At 66.1% G+C, this 16793-nt stretch carries 16 protein-coding genes; 4 read left to right on the plus strand and 12 right to left on the minus strand.

The genetic code is table 11. The features are described from left to right. Nucleotides 1-9: 9 nt before the first annotated feature. Nucleotides 10-2352 carry a glycoside hydrolase family 65 protein gene (locus CJ177_RS00265; protein ID WP_095867041.1) on the minus strand — a complete coding sequence of 781 codons (2343 nt, stop codon included), beginning with the start codon at nt 2350-2352 and terminating at the stop codon, nt 10-12. Between the two features lie 2 nt (nt 2353-2354). Then, nucleotides 2355-3080, minus strand: coding sequence for an HAD family phosphatase (locus CJ177_RS00270; RefSeq protein WP_095867042.1), 726 nt, complete (start codon nt 3078-3080; stop codon nt 2355-2357). A 202-nt stretch (nt 3081-3282) separates the two neighbouring features. Here CJ177_RS00270 and CJ177_RS00275 point away from each other — a divergent pair, with 202 nt between their 5' ends. After that, on the plus strand, nt 3283-3762 hold the full coding sequence (locus tag CJ177_RS00275) for an ester cyclase (protein ID WP_373560035.1): 480 nt from the start codon (nt 3283-3285) through the stop codon (nt 3760-3762). 109 nt (nt 3763-3871) lie between these two features. Next, entirely contained in the window at nt 3872-4348 is a 477-nt protein-coding gene (locus CJ177_RS00280; RefSeq protein ID WP_095867044.1) for a chromosome condensation regulator RCC1, read from the plus strand. A 26-nt stretch (nt 4349-4374) separates the two neighbouring features. Here the strand turns inward: CJ177_RS00280 and CJ177_RS00285 are convergent, their stop codons facing one another. Further along, a complete protein-coding gene (locus CJ177_RS00285; RefSeq protein WP_061043851.1) occupies nt 4375-5121 on the minus strand; it encodes an alpha/beta fold hydrolase in 747 nt (248 codons plus the stop codon). Between the two features lie 190 nt (nt 5122-5311). Between CJ177_RS00285 and CJ177_RS00290 the strand changes: the two genes are divergently transcribed. Continuing rightward, nucleotides 5312-5680, plus strand: coding sequence for a hypothetical protein (locus tag CJ177_RS00290; RefSeq protein WP_061043939.1), 369 nt, complete (start codon nt 5312-5314; stop codon nt 5678-5680). Nucleotides 5681-5715: 35 nt separating this feature from the next. On the opposite strand, the gene CJ177_RS00295 is transcribed toward CJ177_RS00290, so the two are convergent. Beyond that, nucleotides 5716-6018: a hypothetical protein gene (locus CJ177_RS00295; protein ID WP_005238176.1), complete on the minus strand. Its 303-nt coding sequence runs from the start codon at nt 6016-6018 to the stop codon at nt 5716-5718. Nucleotides 6019-6392: 374 nt separating this feature from the next. Between CJ177_RS00295 and CJ177_RS00300 the strand changes: the two genes are divergently transcribed. After that, on the plus strand, nt 6393-6836 hold the full coding sequence (locus CJ177_RS00300) for an SPW repeat protein (RefSeq protein ID WP_095867045.1): 444 nt from the start codon (nt 6393-6395) through the stop codon (nt 6834-6836). Nucleotides 6837-6914: 78 nt separating this feature from the next. Here the strand turns inward: CJ177_RS00300 and CJ177_RS00305 are convergent, their stop codons facing one another. From CJ177_RS00305 to CJ177_RS00340, 8 genes are all read right to left on the minus strand, one after another. Then, on the minus strand, nt 6915-8105 hold the full coding sequence (locus CJ177_RS00305; protein ID WP_095867046.1) for a TerC family protein: 1191 nt from the start codon (nt 8103-8105) through the stop codon (nt 6915-6917). A 124-nt stretch (nt 8106-8229) separates the two neighbouring features. Continuing rightward, nucleotides 8230-9723: a gamma-aminobutyraldehyde dehydrogenase gene (locus CJ177_RS00310; protein ID WP_095867047.1), complete on the minus strand. Its 1494-nt coding sequence runs from the start codon at nt 9721-9723 to the stop codon at nt 8230-8232. Then, entirely contained in the window at nt 9720-11105 is a 1386-nt protein-coding gene (locus tag CJ177_RS00315; protein ID WP_095867048.1) for an aspartate aminotransferase family protein, read from the minus strand. Before CJ177_RS00315 ends, CJ177_RS00310 begins: the two co-directional genes overlap by 4 nt. Continuing rightward, nucleotides 11102-11563, minus strand: a complete 462-nt coding sequence (locus CJ177_RS00320; RefSeq protein ID WP_009478710.1) for an Lrp/AsnC family transcriptional regulator — start codon at nt 11561-11563, stop codon at nt 11102-11104. Before CJ177_RS00320 ends, CJ177_RS00315 begins: the two co-directional genes overlap by 4 nt. An 86-nt stretch (nt 11564-11649) precedes the next feature. Beyond that, on the minus strand, nt 11650-13185 hold the full coding sequence (locus CJ177_RS00325) for an APC family permease (protein WP_095867049.1): 1536 nt from the start codon (nt 13183-13185) through the stop codon (nt 11650-11652). 78 nt (nt 13186-13263) lie between these two features. After that, on the minus strand, nt 13264-13644 hold the full coding sequence (locus CJ177_RS00330; RefSeq protein ID WP_095867050.1) for a cupin domain-containing protein: 381 nt from the start codon (nt 13642-13644) through the stop codon (nt 13264-13266). Further along, a complete protein-coding gene (locus CJ177_RS00335) occupies nt 13641-15065 on the minus strand; it encodes an FAD-binding oxidoreductase (RefSeq protein ID WP_095867051.1) in 1425 nt (474 codons plus the stop codon). Before CJ177_RS00335 ends, CJ177_RS00330 begins: the two co-directional genes overlap by 4 nt. Nucleotides 15066-15241: 176 nt before the next feature. Then, nucleotides 15242-16681 (minus strand): family 43 glycosylhydrolase, encoded by a 1440-nt coding sequence (locus CJ177_RS00340; RefSeq protein ID WP_095867052.1) that lies wholly within the window; start codon nt 16679-16681, stop codon nt 15242-15244. Nucleotides 16682-16793: the final 112 nt, after the last annotated feature.

Raw genomic sequence — 16793 nt, forward strand, 5'->3', positions numbered from 1 at the left:
AGTTCAGGCTCAGCCGCCACGACGCGCGGGTGCCCGGCCGTACGGTTGCCGTACGGCCGGGGTGCTCGGCAGTTCGGGGATCGGCCGCGTGACCGGGAAGGAGTCGAGTGTGAACGAGTTGCCGTGATGGGCAAGCTGAACCGGTTCGCCGGACAGCAGGCGGTAGGTAGCGGTCTTGGCGCGGACGTCCACGTGGATCTGGCTGCCCCGCACCGTCATCCGGAACGACAGATTGACAAGCTGTGGTGGTATCCGCGGCGCGAAGGAGATGTTGCCGCCGTGATCGCGCATTCCACCGAATCCCGCGACACACGCCATCCACGTTCCGGCGAGTGAGGCGATGTGCAATCCGTTCTCCACGTTGGCGTGGAGGTCGTGGAGATCGGTCAGAGCGGCCTCGGCGAGGTAGTCGTAGGCGAGTTGAAGTTGCCCGACCTCGGCGGCCATCACGGACTGCACGCACGCCGACAGGGAAGAGTCCCGAACCGTCAGTGCCTCGTAATAGGCGAAATTGGCGATCTTCTGTTCGTGGGTGAAGGCGTCGCCCCGAAGATACATCGCCAGCACCAGGTCGGCCTGCTTCACCACCTGCTTGCGGTAGAGATCGAAGTACGGGTAGTGGAGCAGCAGCGGATAGTGCTCGGGTGGTGTGCCTTCGAAGTCCCACTCGGCGTGGTGCGTGAAGGCGTCGGATTGCTGGTGGACGCCGAGAGCGTCATCGAACGGGATGCGCATGTGCTCGGCGGCATCTCGCCAGAGCGCAGCTTCCTCGTCGTCCACACCGAGCTCGCGCGCCAGGCCGGGGCGTCTCTCGCAGGCGGCCGCCGCGTCGCGCAGATTCTTCTGCGCCATGAGATTGGTGAACACGTTGTTGTCGGCGACGGCGGTGTATTCGTCCGGTCCGGTGACACCGTCGAGTCGGAACTCGCCCTGCGCATTGTGATGGCCGAGCGACGTCCACAGCCGGGCGGTCTCCACGAGCAGTTCGACACCGCATTCGGCTTCGAACTCCTCGTCCCCGGTCGCGGCCAGGTACCGGGACGTCGCCGCGGCGACATCGGCACCCACGTGGAAGGCCGCGGTTCCCGCGGGCCAATAGCCCGAGCATTCTTCGCCGTCGATCGAGCGCCACGGGAACACGGCGCCTGCCTGCCCCAGCTGTACGGCGCGGTTCTTCGCCTTGTCGAGCGTGGAGTGCCGCCAGCGCAGCGCGTCGCGGGCCGAGTCCGGCACCGTGTACGTGAGCAGCGGGAGGACGAACGTCTCGGTATCCCAGAACGCATGCCCGTCGTATCCGGGCCCGGTCAGGCCCTTCGCGGGGATCGCGCGTGACTCACCGCGAGCACCCGCCTGCAGCACGTGGAACAGCGCAAACCGCACCGCCTGCTGAAGTTCCGCGTCGCCGTCGATCTCGACGTCCGCCGTCTCCCAGAATGCGTCGAGATACTCGCGCTGCCGTTTCAGCAGGGTTTCCCAGCCGGTTTCGAGTGCGCCGGCGAGCGCCCCCTCCACCTGGCCGCGCAGAGCCGGAGTCGACCGCCGCGCCGACCACCCGTACGCCAGGTATTTGGTCACCCTCAGGCGTTCACCCTGCGGGATGTCGACGGCGACGGTGAGCCGTGCCAGATCCTCCTCGGTCTCGATGCTGCACCGCCCGTTGGCGGGGTAGTCGATCTCGTGGTCCATCCCCGCGGCCATCCGCAGTCCCGACGCCCTCGTGTGATGGGCGAGCACAGCCTTGAAGTCGTGGGCGGCAGCGAAATCGGAGACTAGCGGACTGTCCAGGGCGGCAGCCACTCTCGGGTCGTCCGTGCGGGCCGGGATGTGTTCGTTGGCGAGCAGATCCGACTGCAGGACGAGTTCGATGTCGCCGTCGAGCGGCTCGACCTCGTAGTGGATGGCGGCGACCGCGCGCGAGGTGAACGAGACGAGTCGTTCCGAGTGGATACGCACCCGGCGTCCGGTCGGTGACGTCCACTCGGTGGTGCGGCGCAGGGTGCCCGAGCGGAAGTCGAGGACGCGCTCGTGCGCCGGTGCACTCCCGTACCGCATGTCCATGGGCTCGTCCTCGACGAGCAGGCGGATGATGCTGCCGTCGGTCACGTTCACGACGGTCTGCCCGTCCTCGGGGTATCCGTAGCCCGCCTCCGCGTACGGCAGGGGACGTTGCTCGTAGAACCCGTTGAGGTAGGTGCCGGGGAGACCGCGCGGTTCACCCTCCTCGAACGTGCCACGAATCCCGATGTGCCCGTTGGACAGTGCGAAGGTGGATTCGGTGGCGTGCAGCGCCTCCAGATCCAGTCCGCGCCAGCGCAGCTGCCACGGCGAGATCTCGTAGCCCTTGTCGTCCATGCTCACCTTTCCAGGAGTTCGGCCAGGTCGTTCACCACCACGTCGGCGCCGTGCTCGCGTAGCGCCTCGGCCTGATCGTTGCGATTCACCCCGACGACGTAACCGAATTCGCCCGCCCGCCCCGATTCCACTCCGGACAGGGCGTCCTCGAACACGGCCGCCTGATCGGGATGCACGTTGAGGGCGCGAGCGGCTGCGAGGAACGAATCCGGCGCGGGTTTCCCGCGGAGACCCTGCTCGCTGATCACCACCCCGTCGATGCGAACGTGGACGTAGCGGCTGAGATCGGCCGCGTCGAGGACGGCCTTGCCGTTCGCGGACGACGTGACCACGGCGATCTTCAGACCGGCGTCGTACGCCGCGCTGATGTAGCGGACCGAACCGGGGTAGGGGCTGACGCCTTCCTCCTCGATGACTTTCAGCAGCAGCCGGTTCTTGCTGTTCCCGACACCGTTCACGGTCTCGGCGCCGGGCGGATCGTCCGGCGACCCCTCCTGCAATGTGATGCTGCGGGACGTGAGAAAGGTCCGGACCCCGTCGGCGCGGGGGCGTCCGTCGACGTAGTCGTAATAGTCCTGGTCGGTGAACGGCCGGAAGTTGGCGCCCTCGCGATGCTTCAGGAACTCGTCGAACGTGCGTTTCCACGCCTTCCGGTGCAGCACCGCCGTTGCCGTGAGCACACCATCGAGATCGAACAAGCAGGCCGAGATCGCATCAGGCAGTCCCATCACCTCCCCGACGGTACCGCCGTCGACGGCGGTTTCGCTGAGGCGCGCGCAAATCCCGCACCCGATCGGACTGGCTCAGGTCGTTGACTTCCAGTCGGCGGCGGTCGAATACTGAGAGTTCCCACCGACTGTTGCGGAGTGCACCGTGAACGTGGACGAACCGGCCCCGTCGGAGCAAGTGAAATCCCTCGCCGTTCGCGCGATGGAGATCATGGCGAACGGAAGCCGCGCCGATTTCGATTCCGTCGTCCACTCGGGCGCATTCAATCGGGAGAGCGCGACGGAACCCCCGCGGACACGAGGGCGCGGGCCCGACGCGTTCTACGCTTCCGCCGTGTGGCTGCGGTCCGCCTTCACCGAGCTGCGGTTCGATGTCGAGCATGTCGTGGTCGAGGGCGACCTCGCCGTCGTCCACACGATCATGAAGGGCAGGCACGTCGGACCCTTCGTCGTCTACGACGAGCCGGGATCGATCGACCAGGTGTTCGCGCCCACGGGGCGATCGTTCGCGGTCGAGCAGTCGCACTGGTTGCGCGTCGAAGACGGTCGCGTCATCGAGCACTGGGCCACCCGGGACGATCTCGGTCAGGCGGTCCAGCTGGGCTGGGTGCCGCCGACGCCGCTGTCGATGGTCCGCAATGCCTGGGCCAAGCGTGCGGCGCGCAGGAACGCGCAGAGCTGAGCCGCAGTTCGTGTCGGAAGGGTGACGATTCCACGCAAAGGCGCCAAAACGTACCAAACGGACCGTATGTTCCGTTCGATCGATAGATACTCGAACGAAGGAGACGGTCTTGAAACGCTCGGTGGTTATCGCGGCAAGTTGTGCACTCCTGACGCTGTCGGCCTGCGGGTCCGACAGCGAACCGACGCCGACATCCGAAACGGCCGGCTCGACCACAAGGGCGACGCCCGCCGCCGCCACGACCACTCCGCCGACATCGGAGCTCGCACCGCCGGCTGTCGTACCCGAGTCGAACGGAGGCGGCGGCGGTTCGTCGGGGACCGGGCAGGGCGTTTCCGGCGGGGGTGGGCAGGCTCCGGTCGCAGGTCAGCAGCAGGCGCCGGTGGTATCGCCGCCTGCAGTGGTTCCGCCGGCGGTCGAGCAGCCCGCCGCATCCTCGCAGCCACCTGTTGTCGAGGAGGAACCGCCGGTAGCTGAGGAGGAGCCCACGGTCGACGAGAACGAGCCGCCGGCCGAGGGTGAGGATCCGGAGGCCGAGGGCGAGGAGCCGCCGGGAGACGAGGAACCGGCACCCGAGAATCCCTGAACTCACCCAGCCTGCGCGGGCACTGGTCATTCGCTCAGTTCGTTGACGCGATCCGCGAGCAGCGCGCAGTAGGTTCTCTCGGTGCCCGGGGCGAGCCGCACCCCGTAACTGGTGTGGTCGCCCCGGAACAGGTAACCGTTCACGTCGTCGATGGCCTCGGAGTATTGCTGCCACACCGTCCACGGTCGCCACCAGTTCAGGATCACCGCCTGCCACCGGCGGGTGCGGAGCCGGTCGAGGAGGTCCGCCACCCACGCCGCCGGGTCGGCGAGGGAGAAGGCCGCCGACTGGTCCGCGAACGTGCGCAGCGGCGAGTTGCCCGGACAGCAGCAGATGACGTCCAACGGGTCGGCGATCTGCCACACGGGCATCCCCGTGATCGGGCGTTGCCCCGCGATTCCCCAGCCCGGCAGGTCCGGAGATGCCGGCCGCAGCGGATCGGCGATCAGACCGGCCCCGCGAACGTCCAGCGAGGGATGCTGCCCCCGTCCCACCTCGGCCGCCACGTTGCCGGCGAGCGCAGCGCCTCCCGAGTAGCCGAGCAGAACAACGGGATTCGGATCTTCCGCGATCATCCGCAACAGAAGCGTGCGTCCTTCGGACAGCGCCTTGTCGAACGCCGATCCACCCGGATCGGGCACCGGTCCGTAACTTGCCTCCCACGGAACCTGCTTGACGACGAACCGTGCGGGATCCAGCAGTTGTGTGGTGTTGGTGAGCATGTTGACGCCCCGATCCTCACCGATGCCGCGGCAGCACAGAGCAGTGATCATGCAACCTCCCAGGTGAGTGCCGATGCGCACCCGAGCACACTGTGCCACTCACGTGCGGGGGTGTCCCCTGATCGGGGGAGTCGAGATTCATCCGATGCACCGCCAGATCGGGGGACAGACGTCGGCGCTGCGCCGGGAGAGGGTTGTCCCGTACCGGGATCAGCCGTTCACGTGGACAGGAACCTTTGTCATGTCACCCATCTCCAGCATCGAGGTCGCCCGAGCCCGTCGGTCTCGCCGTGTATTGTTCGTCGGCAATCCCACCCGCTACAACGACGTGTCGCAGTGGGCGATGGTCCGGCAATGGGTGGCGCTCCACGGGCTGGAACCGATCCGTGAACTCGAGGGAGACGTGCTCTGCGTCATCGTCACCGAGGACATTCTGGACGGGCGTTGTTCGCCGAAGGAATCGGCCGCCGTTCAGCACGCCCGTGCGCTCGGCGTGCCGTGCATCAGCGTCCACGACACAACTTTGATCTGGCAGGTCACCGCTCGCGTGCGGTCACGGATACGCGAGTCGGCGGTCGTACCTGCGGGAGTGCATCGCGACGGCGCGTGAGCCGAGAGCAGCGTAGTCGCGGGTGAAGTGGTGGTTCAGAGCCGCTTGCGGAGGAGGCGTCGAGGGCGCTTCGGCCTCGGGTCCCACGATCCAGCTTGGCGGAACCCCCAGATCGCGATTCCGAGTGCGACCGCCGACAGCAGGTCGGACACGGTCAAACCGTGTGGAGAGTTGAGTGCCCAGAGGACTTGACCCTCGAGCGGTCCGTTGCCGAATAGCCACAGAACGGCGGCAGCGACGGTGGCTGCGGCGGTCAGGCGGGAGGGTCGTGCAAGGCACAGTGTGGTCGCCGCGAACAACAGGTTCATGAACACGAGTGGATAGAAGGGCAGCGCCATCCCGCTATCCTTCCAAGCTGCGCCGGGACTGCGCGCGCTGGGGCGCGGTCACGCAACCGTTCGGTCGGGCGGGTCGTTCTTTCTTGTCGCGTCCTCCCTGGCGGGCAGTTCGCGCAGGTCTTTCTGTCGAATCGCTCTCCCGATGAGGATCGCGAGCGGCACCGACAGTGCTACCCACACCAACGCGACCCAGGCAATCCACCACACAATTCGAGTATGCCCGCCCCTGGACGCTTGCCCAAGGGCGCCGCGATCCGTGGGGACTGGTCGGTAGCACAAACTCGCCAAAATTACCTGGTTATCGCTGGTTTGCCGTGCAAAGTTCGGGGCACCCCCTTCTGTAGGGATTGGTTCTCATTTCAAGGAGGTGGGTGATGACGACACCAGGTATGTCGATCGAGAGACACCCTGATATCGCCGAGTTGCGGGCTCGCTACGACCGAGTCTCGGAACAGCCGATGACGCAGGTCACCGAGGGCTTGATGTTCATGGCGGGCCTCTACATGGCGGCGTCGCCGTGGATTGTCGGGTTCGCGAGCCAGTCGGGCCTGGCGATGTGCAACCTGTTGTCGGGTGTTGCGGTGGCACTGCTTGCCGTCGGCTTCACGTCGGCCTACTCACGCACGCACGGCATGGCGTTCGTCGCGCCGCTGCTGGGTCTGTGGATGATCGTCAGCCCGTGGCTGGTCGTCGGAGTAACCACCACGGCAGGAATGATCTGGTCGAACGTGGTCTGCGGCATCATCGTCTGTCTGCTGGGCCTGGGCATCACCGCCATGGGAATGGCGGACGGCGGAATGCGGATGAGGAGGAGGTAGTCGCGGCGCGTGCCTTCATGGGGATGGGGCACGAGTCACAGAAGCGCCCGCCGATTCGGTGGGCGCTTCGTTGTTCTCCTAATTCTGTTTGAGGAACGCGTCGTGCTCCTGGTGGGAGCGTTTGATGAGGTCCATGAGTGCGGTTTCCTCGCGGACCATCTTCTTGAACTTCGGGTCGAGCTTCTTGAGCTGTTCCTCCTCGCCCCGCAACTTGTCGTACATGCGTTCGCGCTCGGCTAGGTCGGCGGTGTAGTCGAGGTCGAGGTAGTTGATCGCGTGCCGCCGGGCACCGGCGATGGCGGATTGTGCCCGGCCCCGCTTGCTGGTGAGCGACGCGATCACGGTGATGACGAGGATGCCGATGATGACGGCCAGCGACGCGAACGTGCTGATCTCGATGACGTTCACCGGTTCGCCGTCGTTGACGAACGGCAGGTTGTTCTCGTGCAGCGCATGCAGGATCAGCTTGACCCCGATGAACGCGAGGATCGCGGACAGTCCGAACGACAGGTAGATGAGGCGGTCGAGGAGTCCGTCGAGCAGGAAGTACAGCTGCCGAAGACCCATCAGCGAGAACACGGTGGCCGTGAACACGACGAAGACGTTCTGCGTCAGCCCGAAGATCGCGGGAATGGAATCGAGCGCGAACAGGATGTCGGTGCCACCGATCGCGACCATCACCAGCAGCATCGGCGTCATCGCCCGCTTGCCGTTCTCGATGGTGAAGAGTTTGTCACCGTCGTAGTGCTCGGTGGTGTGCATGAACTTCTTCGCGATCCGGATGATGAAGTTGTCGGCCGAGTGCGAATCCTCGGTCTCGGGTCGCAGCATGTTGCCGGCGGTGATCAGCAGGATCAGGCCGAAGAAGTAGAAAACCCACGCGAACGAGTTGATGAGCGCGGCGCCGAGGAAGATGAACGCGGTCCGGGCGAAGATCGAGAACACGATGCCGAACAGCAGGACCTTCTGCTGGTCTTCGCGCGGGACCCGGAAGCTGGACATGATGATGAGGAAGACGAAGAGGTTGTCGACGGACAGCGCCTTCTCCGTGACGTAGCCGGCGAAGTACTCCGAGCCCATGTCGACGCCACCGAAGATCAGGACCGCGACTCCGAAGAGCAACGCGAGTCCGACGTAGATCGACGACCAGATCGCCGCTTCCCTCAGCGTCGGGATGTGCGCGTGGCGGACGTGGAAGAAGTAGTCGAACGCGAGCAGCGCGACGATCACGATGATCGTCACAATCCAGGCGAACGGGGTCACATGCATCGTCTCTGCCTTTCAGCTGAAGCGAACGCGCCTGTTCGTCAGCGTAGTCGCGCGCGGGGCGCGACTTGGCAGAACCGCCGCTGTCGCCGGGACGGCACACGAGCTGCCGTCCCGGCGACCGGGCTCATCGTCGGTCGCCGAACACCGTCCGGTGCCAGTCCTTCCTGGCGGTTCCGGTGATGTCGGACATGACGTGCTTGACGTTGGTGTACTCGTCGAGCGAATACGTCGACATGTCCTTGCCATAACCGGACGCCTTGTACCCGCCGTGGGGCATCTCGCTGATGATCGGGATGTGGTCGTTGATCCACACACAGCCCGCGGCGATGTCGCGGGAGGCGGTCTGGGCCCGGTACAGGTCCCGCGTCCAGGCGGACGCCGCCAGCCCGAAGTCGGTGTCGTTGGCGAGTGCGATTCCGTCCGAATCGTTTTCGAACGGCAGGACGACGAGAACCGGGCCGAAGATCTCCCGCTGCACGATCTCACTCGACTGCTCGGCACCCACGACGAGCGTCGGCTCGTAGTAGAAGCCGGATGCGAGGTCGCCCCCGGGGACGGATCCGCCGCGGACGATCTTCGCCCCGGTGTCGCGCGCGCGATCGATGAACCCGGCGACGTGCTGCTGCTGTCGCCGCGACACCAACGGACCCATGTCGGTCCCGGGATCGGACGGGTCGCCCAGTCGGACGGTATCCATGAGCGAGGCCACCCCGGCGACGAAGTCGTCGTACAGCGGACGCTGCACGTAGGCGCGGGTGGCCGCGGTGCAGTCCTGGCCCGAGTTGATGAGGGCACCGGCGACGGCTCCGTTGATCGCGGCCTCGAGATCGGCGTCGTCGAACACCACGAAGGGGGCCTTCCCACCCAGTTCCAGATGGAGTCGCTTGCCCGCCGCGGCGGCCGCGATCTGCCGTCCCACGGGCGTTGATCCGGTGAAACTCACCATGCTCACGTCCCGATGCGACACCAGCGACGACCCGGTCGTCACGCCGCGGCCGGTGATCACGTTGACGACGCCGTCCGGCATTCCGGCTCGGGACGCGGCCTCCGCGAACAGCAGCGACGTGAGGGGAGTGATCTCCGCCGGTTTGAGCACGATGGTGTTGCCCGCGGCGACCGCGGGCAGGACCTTCCACGCGGCCATCTGCAGCGGATAGTTCCACGGCGCGATCGAGCCGATGACCCCGATCGGTTCGCGGCGGATGCTGGACGTGTGGTCGGGGGAGTACTCGCCCGACGCCTTGCCCTCCAGGTTGCGGGCCGCGCCGGCGAAGAACGACACGTTGTCGATCGACCCGGGAACGTCGAACTCGGTCGACAATTTGAGGGGCTTGCCCGTCTGCCGGGTTTCGGTGCGTGCGATGTCGTCGGACATGTCCGTGAGCTCGGCGGCCCATCGAATCAGGACGGCGGAACGCTCGCCCGGGCTCGTCGTCGACCAGTCCGCGTAGGCGGTCTTCGCTGTGGCGACCGCGTCGTCGACGTCGTCCACCGACGCTTCGGTGCGGGAGGAGATCACCTCACCGGTGGCCGGATCGAGCACCTCGTACCGCTCGGCTGCCCGCCCGTCCCGGTAGCGGCCGCCGACGTATAGCCCCGGAAGGTCCTGGTGGTTCACAGCAGGGTCCAGGCTTCGGTGAGGACGCTGCGGAGGATGTTTTCGATTTCGTCGAATTCGGTCTGTCCGCAGATCAGGGGCGGGGCGAGTTGGATGACCGGGTCGCCGCGGTCGTCGGCCCGGCAGTACAGGCCGGCGTCGAACAGGGCGGTGGAGAGGAACCCGTGCAGGATCCGTTCGGCTTCGTCGTCGGTGAACGACTCCTTGGTGGTCTTGTCCTTGACCAGTTCGATGCCGTAGAAGAAGCCCTCCCCGCGCACGTCGCCGACCATCGGCAGGTCGGTGAGCTTGTCGAGTGTGGCCCGGAACGCCGGCGCCTGCTCGGCGACGTGGGCGTTGAGGCCCTCGCGTTCGAAGATGTCCAGGTTCGCCAGCGCCACCGCCGCCGAGACGGGGTGCCCGCCGAAGGTGTAGCCGTGCGCGAACATCGACGTCCCGTCGGCGAACGGTTCGAACAACCGGTCCGAGGCGATCATCGCTCCGATCGGCGAGTACCCGGACGTGAGACCCTTGGCGCAGGTGATGATGTCGGGGACGTACCCGAAGTCGTCGCACGCGAACATCGACCCGATCCGGCCGAACGCGCAGATCACCTCGTCCGAGACCAGCAGCACGTCGTACTCGTCGCAGATCTGCCTGACCCGCTCGAAGTAGCCGGGCGGGGGCGGGAAGCAGCCGCCGGCGTTTTGCACCGGTTCGAGGAAGACGGCGGCGACGGTGTCCGGGCCCTCGAATTCGATGGCCTCGGCGATCCGGTCGGCGGCCCAGATCCCGAACGCCTTCGGGTCCGAGCCGAGCGGTTCGGGGGCCCGGTAGATGTTGGTGTTGGGGACCCGGAACGCGCCGGGGGTGAGCGGTTCGAACGGGGCCTTCAGCGCGGGGATGCCGGTGATGGCGAGGGCGCCCTGCGGGGTGCCGTGGTAGGCGATGGAGCGGGAAATCACCTTGTGCTTGCCGGGTTTGCCGACCTTCTTGAAGTACTGCTTGGCCAGTTTCCAGGCGCTTTCGACGGCCTCGCCGCCGCCGGTGGTGAAGAAGACCCGGTTCAGGTCGCCGGGGGCGTAGCCGGCGAGGCGTTCGGCGAGTTCGATCGCCGGTGGGGTGGCGTAGGACCAGAGCGGGAAGAACGCGAGCTGTTCGGCCTGCCTGGCGGCGGCCTCGGCGAGCTCGGTGCGGCCGTGCCCGGCCTGGACGACGAACAACCCGGACAGCCCGTCGAGGTAGCTCTTGCCGGCCGCGTCCCAGATCCGGGCGCCCTCACCGCGGGTGATGATCGGCGGGGTGATGTTCTCCCCGTGCCGGGAGAAATGCCCCCAGAGGTGGCGGCGGGCTGCTGCTTCGAGTTGCGGCGTCGTGGGCGAAGAGGTGGTAACCGTGGTCATCGGGTTCCCCAATCATATTGCTGTTTGACAAGTTTCAGGTACACCATCGTCTCGGTGCCGAGCACACCGGGAATAGTGCGAATTTCTTTGTTGAGCACGGTCAGGAGGTGGTCGTCGTTCTCGCACACGATCTCGGCCAGAATGTCGTAGGCGCCTGCCGTCAACACGACGTAGTCGATGGCGTCGACGTCGGCGAGTCTCGCGGCGATTTCGGTGACGTCCCCCGAGCAGCGGATTCCGACCATGGCCTGACGTGAGAATCCCACTTGAACGGGGTCGGTGACCGCGACGATCTGCGTGACGCCGGTGTCGATCAGCTTCTGCACGCGTTGGCGTACAGCCGCTTCCGACAATCCGACGACCTTGCCGATGGCCGAGTACGACCGCCGTCCATCCTCCTGAAGTTGCTCGATGATCTGCTTGGACACGGGATCGAGAGAGGCAGGCTGCTCAGACATGGTCGAATCCTCCCTTGCTCGTCGTGTCGAAGACAATCGGCTCGGACATTTCGGAGACTATCGCCTCTTCCCGATAACGTCGGCACTCACGACTCGGGCACCTTCACTTCCGTGTCGGCGGTGAGGGTGCGTCCGCGGAAGAAGTCCCGGGAGCCGGTCGCGAAACACAGCAACATCAGAGGGATTCCGACCACCAGCATTCCGACGCCGAGAACGAACACGCCCCCGAACGGACCGAACGCGGTGAATCCGTAGTCGGGACGCAGCATGTCGACGGCGCTCTGAACGAAAGCCCACGTCATGCAGAGGGCACCGAGCAACGGAAAGATGCCGCGCATGAACAGATTACGTGCCGAATCGAGGAGTGTCCGACGGAAGTACCAGACACACGCGTAGGCGGTGATGCCGTAGTAGAAGGCGACCGCGAGTCCGAGCGACGCCACCGAATCCTGCAGGGCGTTGGCGCTCGCGAACGACAGGACCAGGTAGAACAGGAGCGCCGACGCTCCCATGACCAGGGTTCCGAAGCCGGGGGTCATGTATCGGGGGTGCACGGTGGAGAATTTTCGCGGCAGTGCTTCGTAGACCGCCATCGACAATGTTCCGCGGGCCGTCGGCAGGATGGTGGTCTGGGTCGAGGAGAGTGCGGAGATCGAGACCGTCAGCAGCAGTAACGACGCTGCCACCGGTCCGGCGACCGGCCCGCCCAGAGTGGTCAGCACGTCGTCGACGTTTTCGGGATTGTTCAGGCCGATGCCGGTGTCGCCGAACCCGGCGAACGACTGGACCGCGTATCCGACCAGGACGTACGTGGCGACGAGAATGACCGTGGTCAAGACCGCGGCGCGGCCGGGAGTCCGCTCGGAATCCTTTGTTTCCTCACCGACTGCCAGGCAGGCATCCCACCCCCAGTAGATGAAGATGCACAGGATGATGGCCTGTGCGGCACTGGACATCGAGACGCCGGTGGGAATGATCCAGTCGAGTTTCGGGGTGATCGCCTGCGGGCCGGCGGTGCCGCCGAACACCTTCGACAGTGCGATGACGCTGACACCGATGAGGACGGTGAACTGCACCGCGATCAGGACATTCTGTAGCCGTTCGCTGATGAGGATGCCGCGAAAGCTGACGTACGTCATGGCCGCGATGAAGAAGCACCCCAGCAGCACCTTCGCGGCGAGCGACTCGGCTGCCGCGTACAACCCGAGAACCTCGAACAGGTAGATCGCCGCAATCTCCGCGGTGTTGGCGAGGACGATGATTGCGGACACGGCGAGTCCCCACCCCGCCATCCAGCCGATCCACGGACCGAACGCCTTGGTGCCCCAGGTGAACGAGGTCCCGCAGTCCGGGGTGTCGCGATTGAGCTCGCGGTAGGCGAACGCCGTGAGCAACATCGGGATGAACGCGACGAGGAACATCGACGGTGCCTTGTCGCCGACTGCCAGAACGACGTATCCCAGCGTCGCGGCGAGGCTGTAGGCGGGCGCGACCGAGGACAGCCCGATCACCGTGTTGCCGATCAATCCCAGTGCGCCGCTGTTGAGACCCTTCGCGGTGCCGAGCGGGTTCTGGGTCTTCGAGGGCTGGGTCTTCAAGGGTGGAGGTTCGGCAATGCTCATCAAGTCTCCCTCGAGGTGTGCGGGTGCGGGCAGACGTGCCCGTGCAGGTGTAGTACAGGGGTGCAGTGGTTTTCGCGGTTACGCTTCCGGTGCGGCGATGAAGATCTTCCGTAGCGCGTCGCGCACGATCCAGCGGGTCTTCTGGCCGGACCGCACGTGGACGACACTTCCGGGACCGAGCTCGAGATCCGGGGTGTCGTCGTCGAACTGCACTGTCGCGTCGCCGCTGAGCACGACGAACACCTCGTCGATCTCGACGTCGCACGAGGTGCTGGGCTCGATCTCCCACACGCCGACGGTGACACCGGCGAAGTCGCCGAGCACTCGTTCGCCGACCTTCGGCACGCTGTCGCCGATGACCTGCTTTTCGGGCAGGCGGTGGTACTCGAGATCGGTGGTTCGAGCATCGGTATGCGGTCCGGATTCCCAGGCGACGACCCCGGTCGCGGGGTCGCTCACGAGTCGAATCCCAATCCCACCGCGTCGAGAGCCTTGAGGAAGAGGTTCCGTCGGCCCTCCGTGTGATCGGCGCGATCGAGGGACCATCGGGTGGCATTGATACCGGCCGCCGCCAACGGTTCGGGCGGGAAGGGGAGGGGCATGGACTTCACCAGGTCCAACTCCGTCAACGCCGTCGTCTCGCCGGACACCTTGTCGAGCATGACGTTCGCCGCGAAGCGGGAGGCGCCGACACCGAGACCGGTGAAGCCGGCCGCGTACGCGATCCGCCCCTTCGCCGCGGAACCGAAGAACGAGCAGAAGCGTGTCGACGTATCGATGACGCCGCCCCACTTGTGGGTGAACTCGAGGCCCTCGAGCTGCGGGAACGTCGTGAAGAAGTGGCTCGCGAGCCTCGCGTGGGACTCGGGGCGGTCTTCGAGGTCGTGGTGCATTCCCCGCCCGAAATGGTAGATCGCGTCGTATCCGCCCCAGAGGATTCGGTTGTCGCGGGTGAGCCGGTAGTAGTGGAATTGGTTGGACATGTCGGCGACGCCCTGCCGCGCAGACCATCCCACCTCCGTGAGCTGTGCGTCGGACAGCGGTTCGGTCATGAGCACGTAGTCGTACACCGGAACCGTGTGCAGCCGATACCTCTTCAGCAGGGACGGAAAGGCATTGGTTGCCAGGATCACTCGGCCGGCCGACAGGGTCGCGGACGCCGTCCGAACGCCGACCCGGGACGACGATCGGGAGCGGACGAGATCGAGGACCTTGGTGTGCTCGAACATCTCGACACCGTGCTCCGCGCAGGCGCGGCCGAGTTCGGTGGCGAGCTTGGCCGGATGCACCAGCGCAGTGGACTGCTTGTCCCACACACCGGCCAGATACGTGGGCGAGTTCACCTGCGCCCGCATCGCGGGCCCGTCGAGCACCGTGGTGGTAGCGCTCGGCGGCGTGTCGAACACGTCCTTTGCCTGGTAATCGGCGATCGCGACCGAGATCGCGCCGTTCCGTTCGAAATCGCAGTCCAACCCCAGAGTGTGGACGGTCTTCTCGATGGCGTCGAGGTTCTCGAGCCCGAGCGCTTCGAGGGCGTCGATCTCCCCCGGCCAGCGTCGTCGTCCGTTCTCGCTGCCGTGGGTCAGGCTGGCTTCGACGAACCCGCCGTTGCGACCGGAGGCGGCCCAACCGATGGTCTCGCCCTCCACGAGCGCGACGGACAGTTCGGGGTGGCGCTGTTTCGCGAGCAGAGCACTCCAGAGTCCGGTGTATCCGCCGCCGACGACCACCAGGTCGTACGCGGCGTCGGCCGAGGCGGCCGGGTAGGTGGGTGTGTCGGCGACGTCCTCGATCCAGAACGGTGCCAACCGGGTGCGCCGGAGCGCATGGTCGACGACCTTCGCGTTCGGTTGATTCTTCTCGAACACTGTCTGCAGCATGGAGCACCTTTGTTGGTGGAATGACCGAAAGGTGACGTGTGAGGCACGTCACCGTGGCTCCCATCCTGACCTACGCCTGCCACTATTTCAATAGCAATAGGCGAGAAATGTTGCGGATTCAGTTGTAGAAGTAAGAATCGGAAACCGAATCGGTTGTCTCCTGTCGGCTGGCCTCGTCAGCGCGCGACCGTGCCGAGGTGCAGCGACACCGAGCGGACCGGGCTGATCCTGGCCTCGTCGCCGGACTTCACGGCGTGAACGGTGCCGAACTCGACGGTCTCGTCGGGGTAGGTGCCCGCGAACGCGTAGGCGTAGTAAGTGCCGGCGACCGCATCTCCCGGGACCGTGTAGGCGATGGCCTCCTCGAGCACCTCGCCGGGTTGCAGGTCGACGTCGATCGGCCCGAAGAACGGATCGCTGGTCCGGCCGTCCGGGGAGACTGCGCTGACCCATACCTGCCCTGCATAGGGACGGTCGTCGGGCGCCTCGACGAGCATGGTCGTGTCGACGGTGCCGCCGCCCGCGGGCAGCGTGGTGTCGGAATCCGCGCGCAGCGTGACCCGCACCGGCAGGTCCGTGTCGGGGTTCGCCGGCCCCGTCGACGCGGGGGAACCGTCACCGACCTCGGGCCAGCCGTTCGCCCACACGATCCGGTCGATCATCCCTTCGCGCCGGCGGGCTCCGCTGGGCAGGTCCCGGTTGTCGCGCGGAATGGCGTGGTACACGATCCAATCCGAGCCCGCGTCGTCGGAGACCACCGTGTTGTGTCCCGGTCCGGCCCACGGTTCGCTGCCGGCGAGGATGAGGGCCCCGCCGCCGTCGTTCAGGTCCTGACCCTTCCGGTCGAGATACGGCCCTGTGAGCGACTCCGACCGGCCGACGAGGACCCGGTAGGCCGTGTCGGCGCCGTTGCAGCAGTTACCGGCGGAGAGGAACAGGTAGTAGTAGCCGTCGTGGAATTCGACGTAGGGGCCCTCGAAGCGCTCGTCCGCGACCCGGACGGGTTCGCCGGCCGCCGCGGTCCCGTCCGGGCTGAGCGGGATGGCGTGGATGCCCTGGAAGTTGCCGACGAACATCGTCTTCGTCGTGCCGTCGTCCCACACGAACGGGTCGATGGTGCCGCCGACGCCGACGTCGTGGGCGCAGAACACGGGGCGGCCCAGATCGGTCCACGGTCCGGTGGGCCTGTCGGCGGTGGCGAGACCGATGCACGGGTTCGACTCGTCGTAGAGCGAGTAGTACAGGCTGTACTGGCCGTCGGACTCGAGGACGTTCGGTGCCCACGCGAGCTTGCCGTCCGGATGCCACGCGGGCCGGTCGGGGAAGACGTCGCCGAGGTACATCCAGTCCATGAGGTCGGCGGATTTGAAGATCGACATGTTGTGCATGCCCTGGCCGTCGCCCCAGTCGTCGGCGGTCGTGTACATGTAGAACATGCCGTCGGACGCGCGGACGACGCTCGGGTCTGCGGCCACCGGTTGCACGATCGCTTCGGCCGTCGCAGACGGGGCAGGCGCACCAATGAAGACGAGCAGCATCAGCGTCGTCACGATCCACCCGCGCCGCGGACGGTGTCGGGTGCCGGACTTGTGCAGCGCAGCATCGTCAGTGTCCACGTCACTCCCAACCTCGCCCGCCCGGAATCCGCAAATCTATAAGGGTGAGGTCGAGGTTAAGGGTGGAACCGGCTCACTGCGCCGGACTGCAACCGAACCGTGTTCTGCCGGC

Origin of the sequence: Rhodococcus sp. ACPA1 (assembly GCF_002300195.1) — a bacterium.
Taxonomy (GTDB): Bacteria; Actinomycetota; Actinomycetes; order Mycobacteriales; family Mycobacteriaceae; genus Rhodococcus_F; species Rhodococcus_F opacus.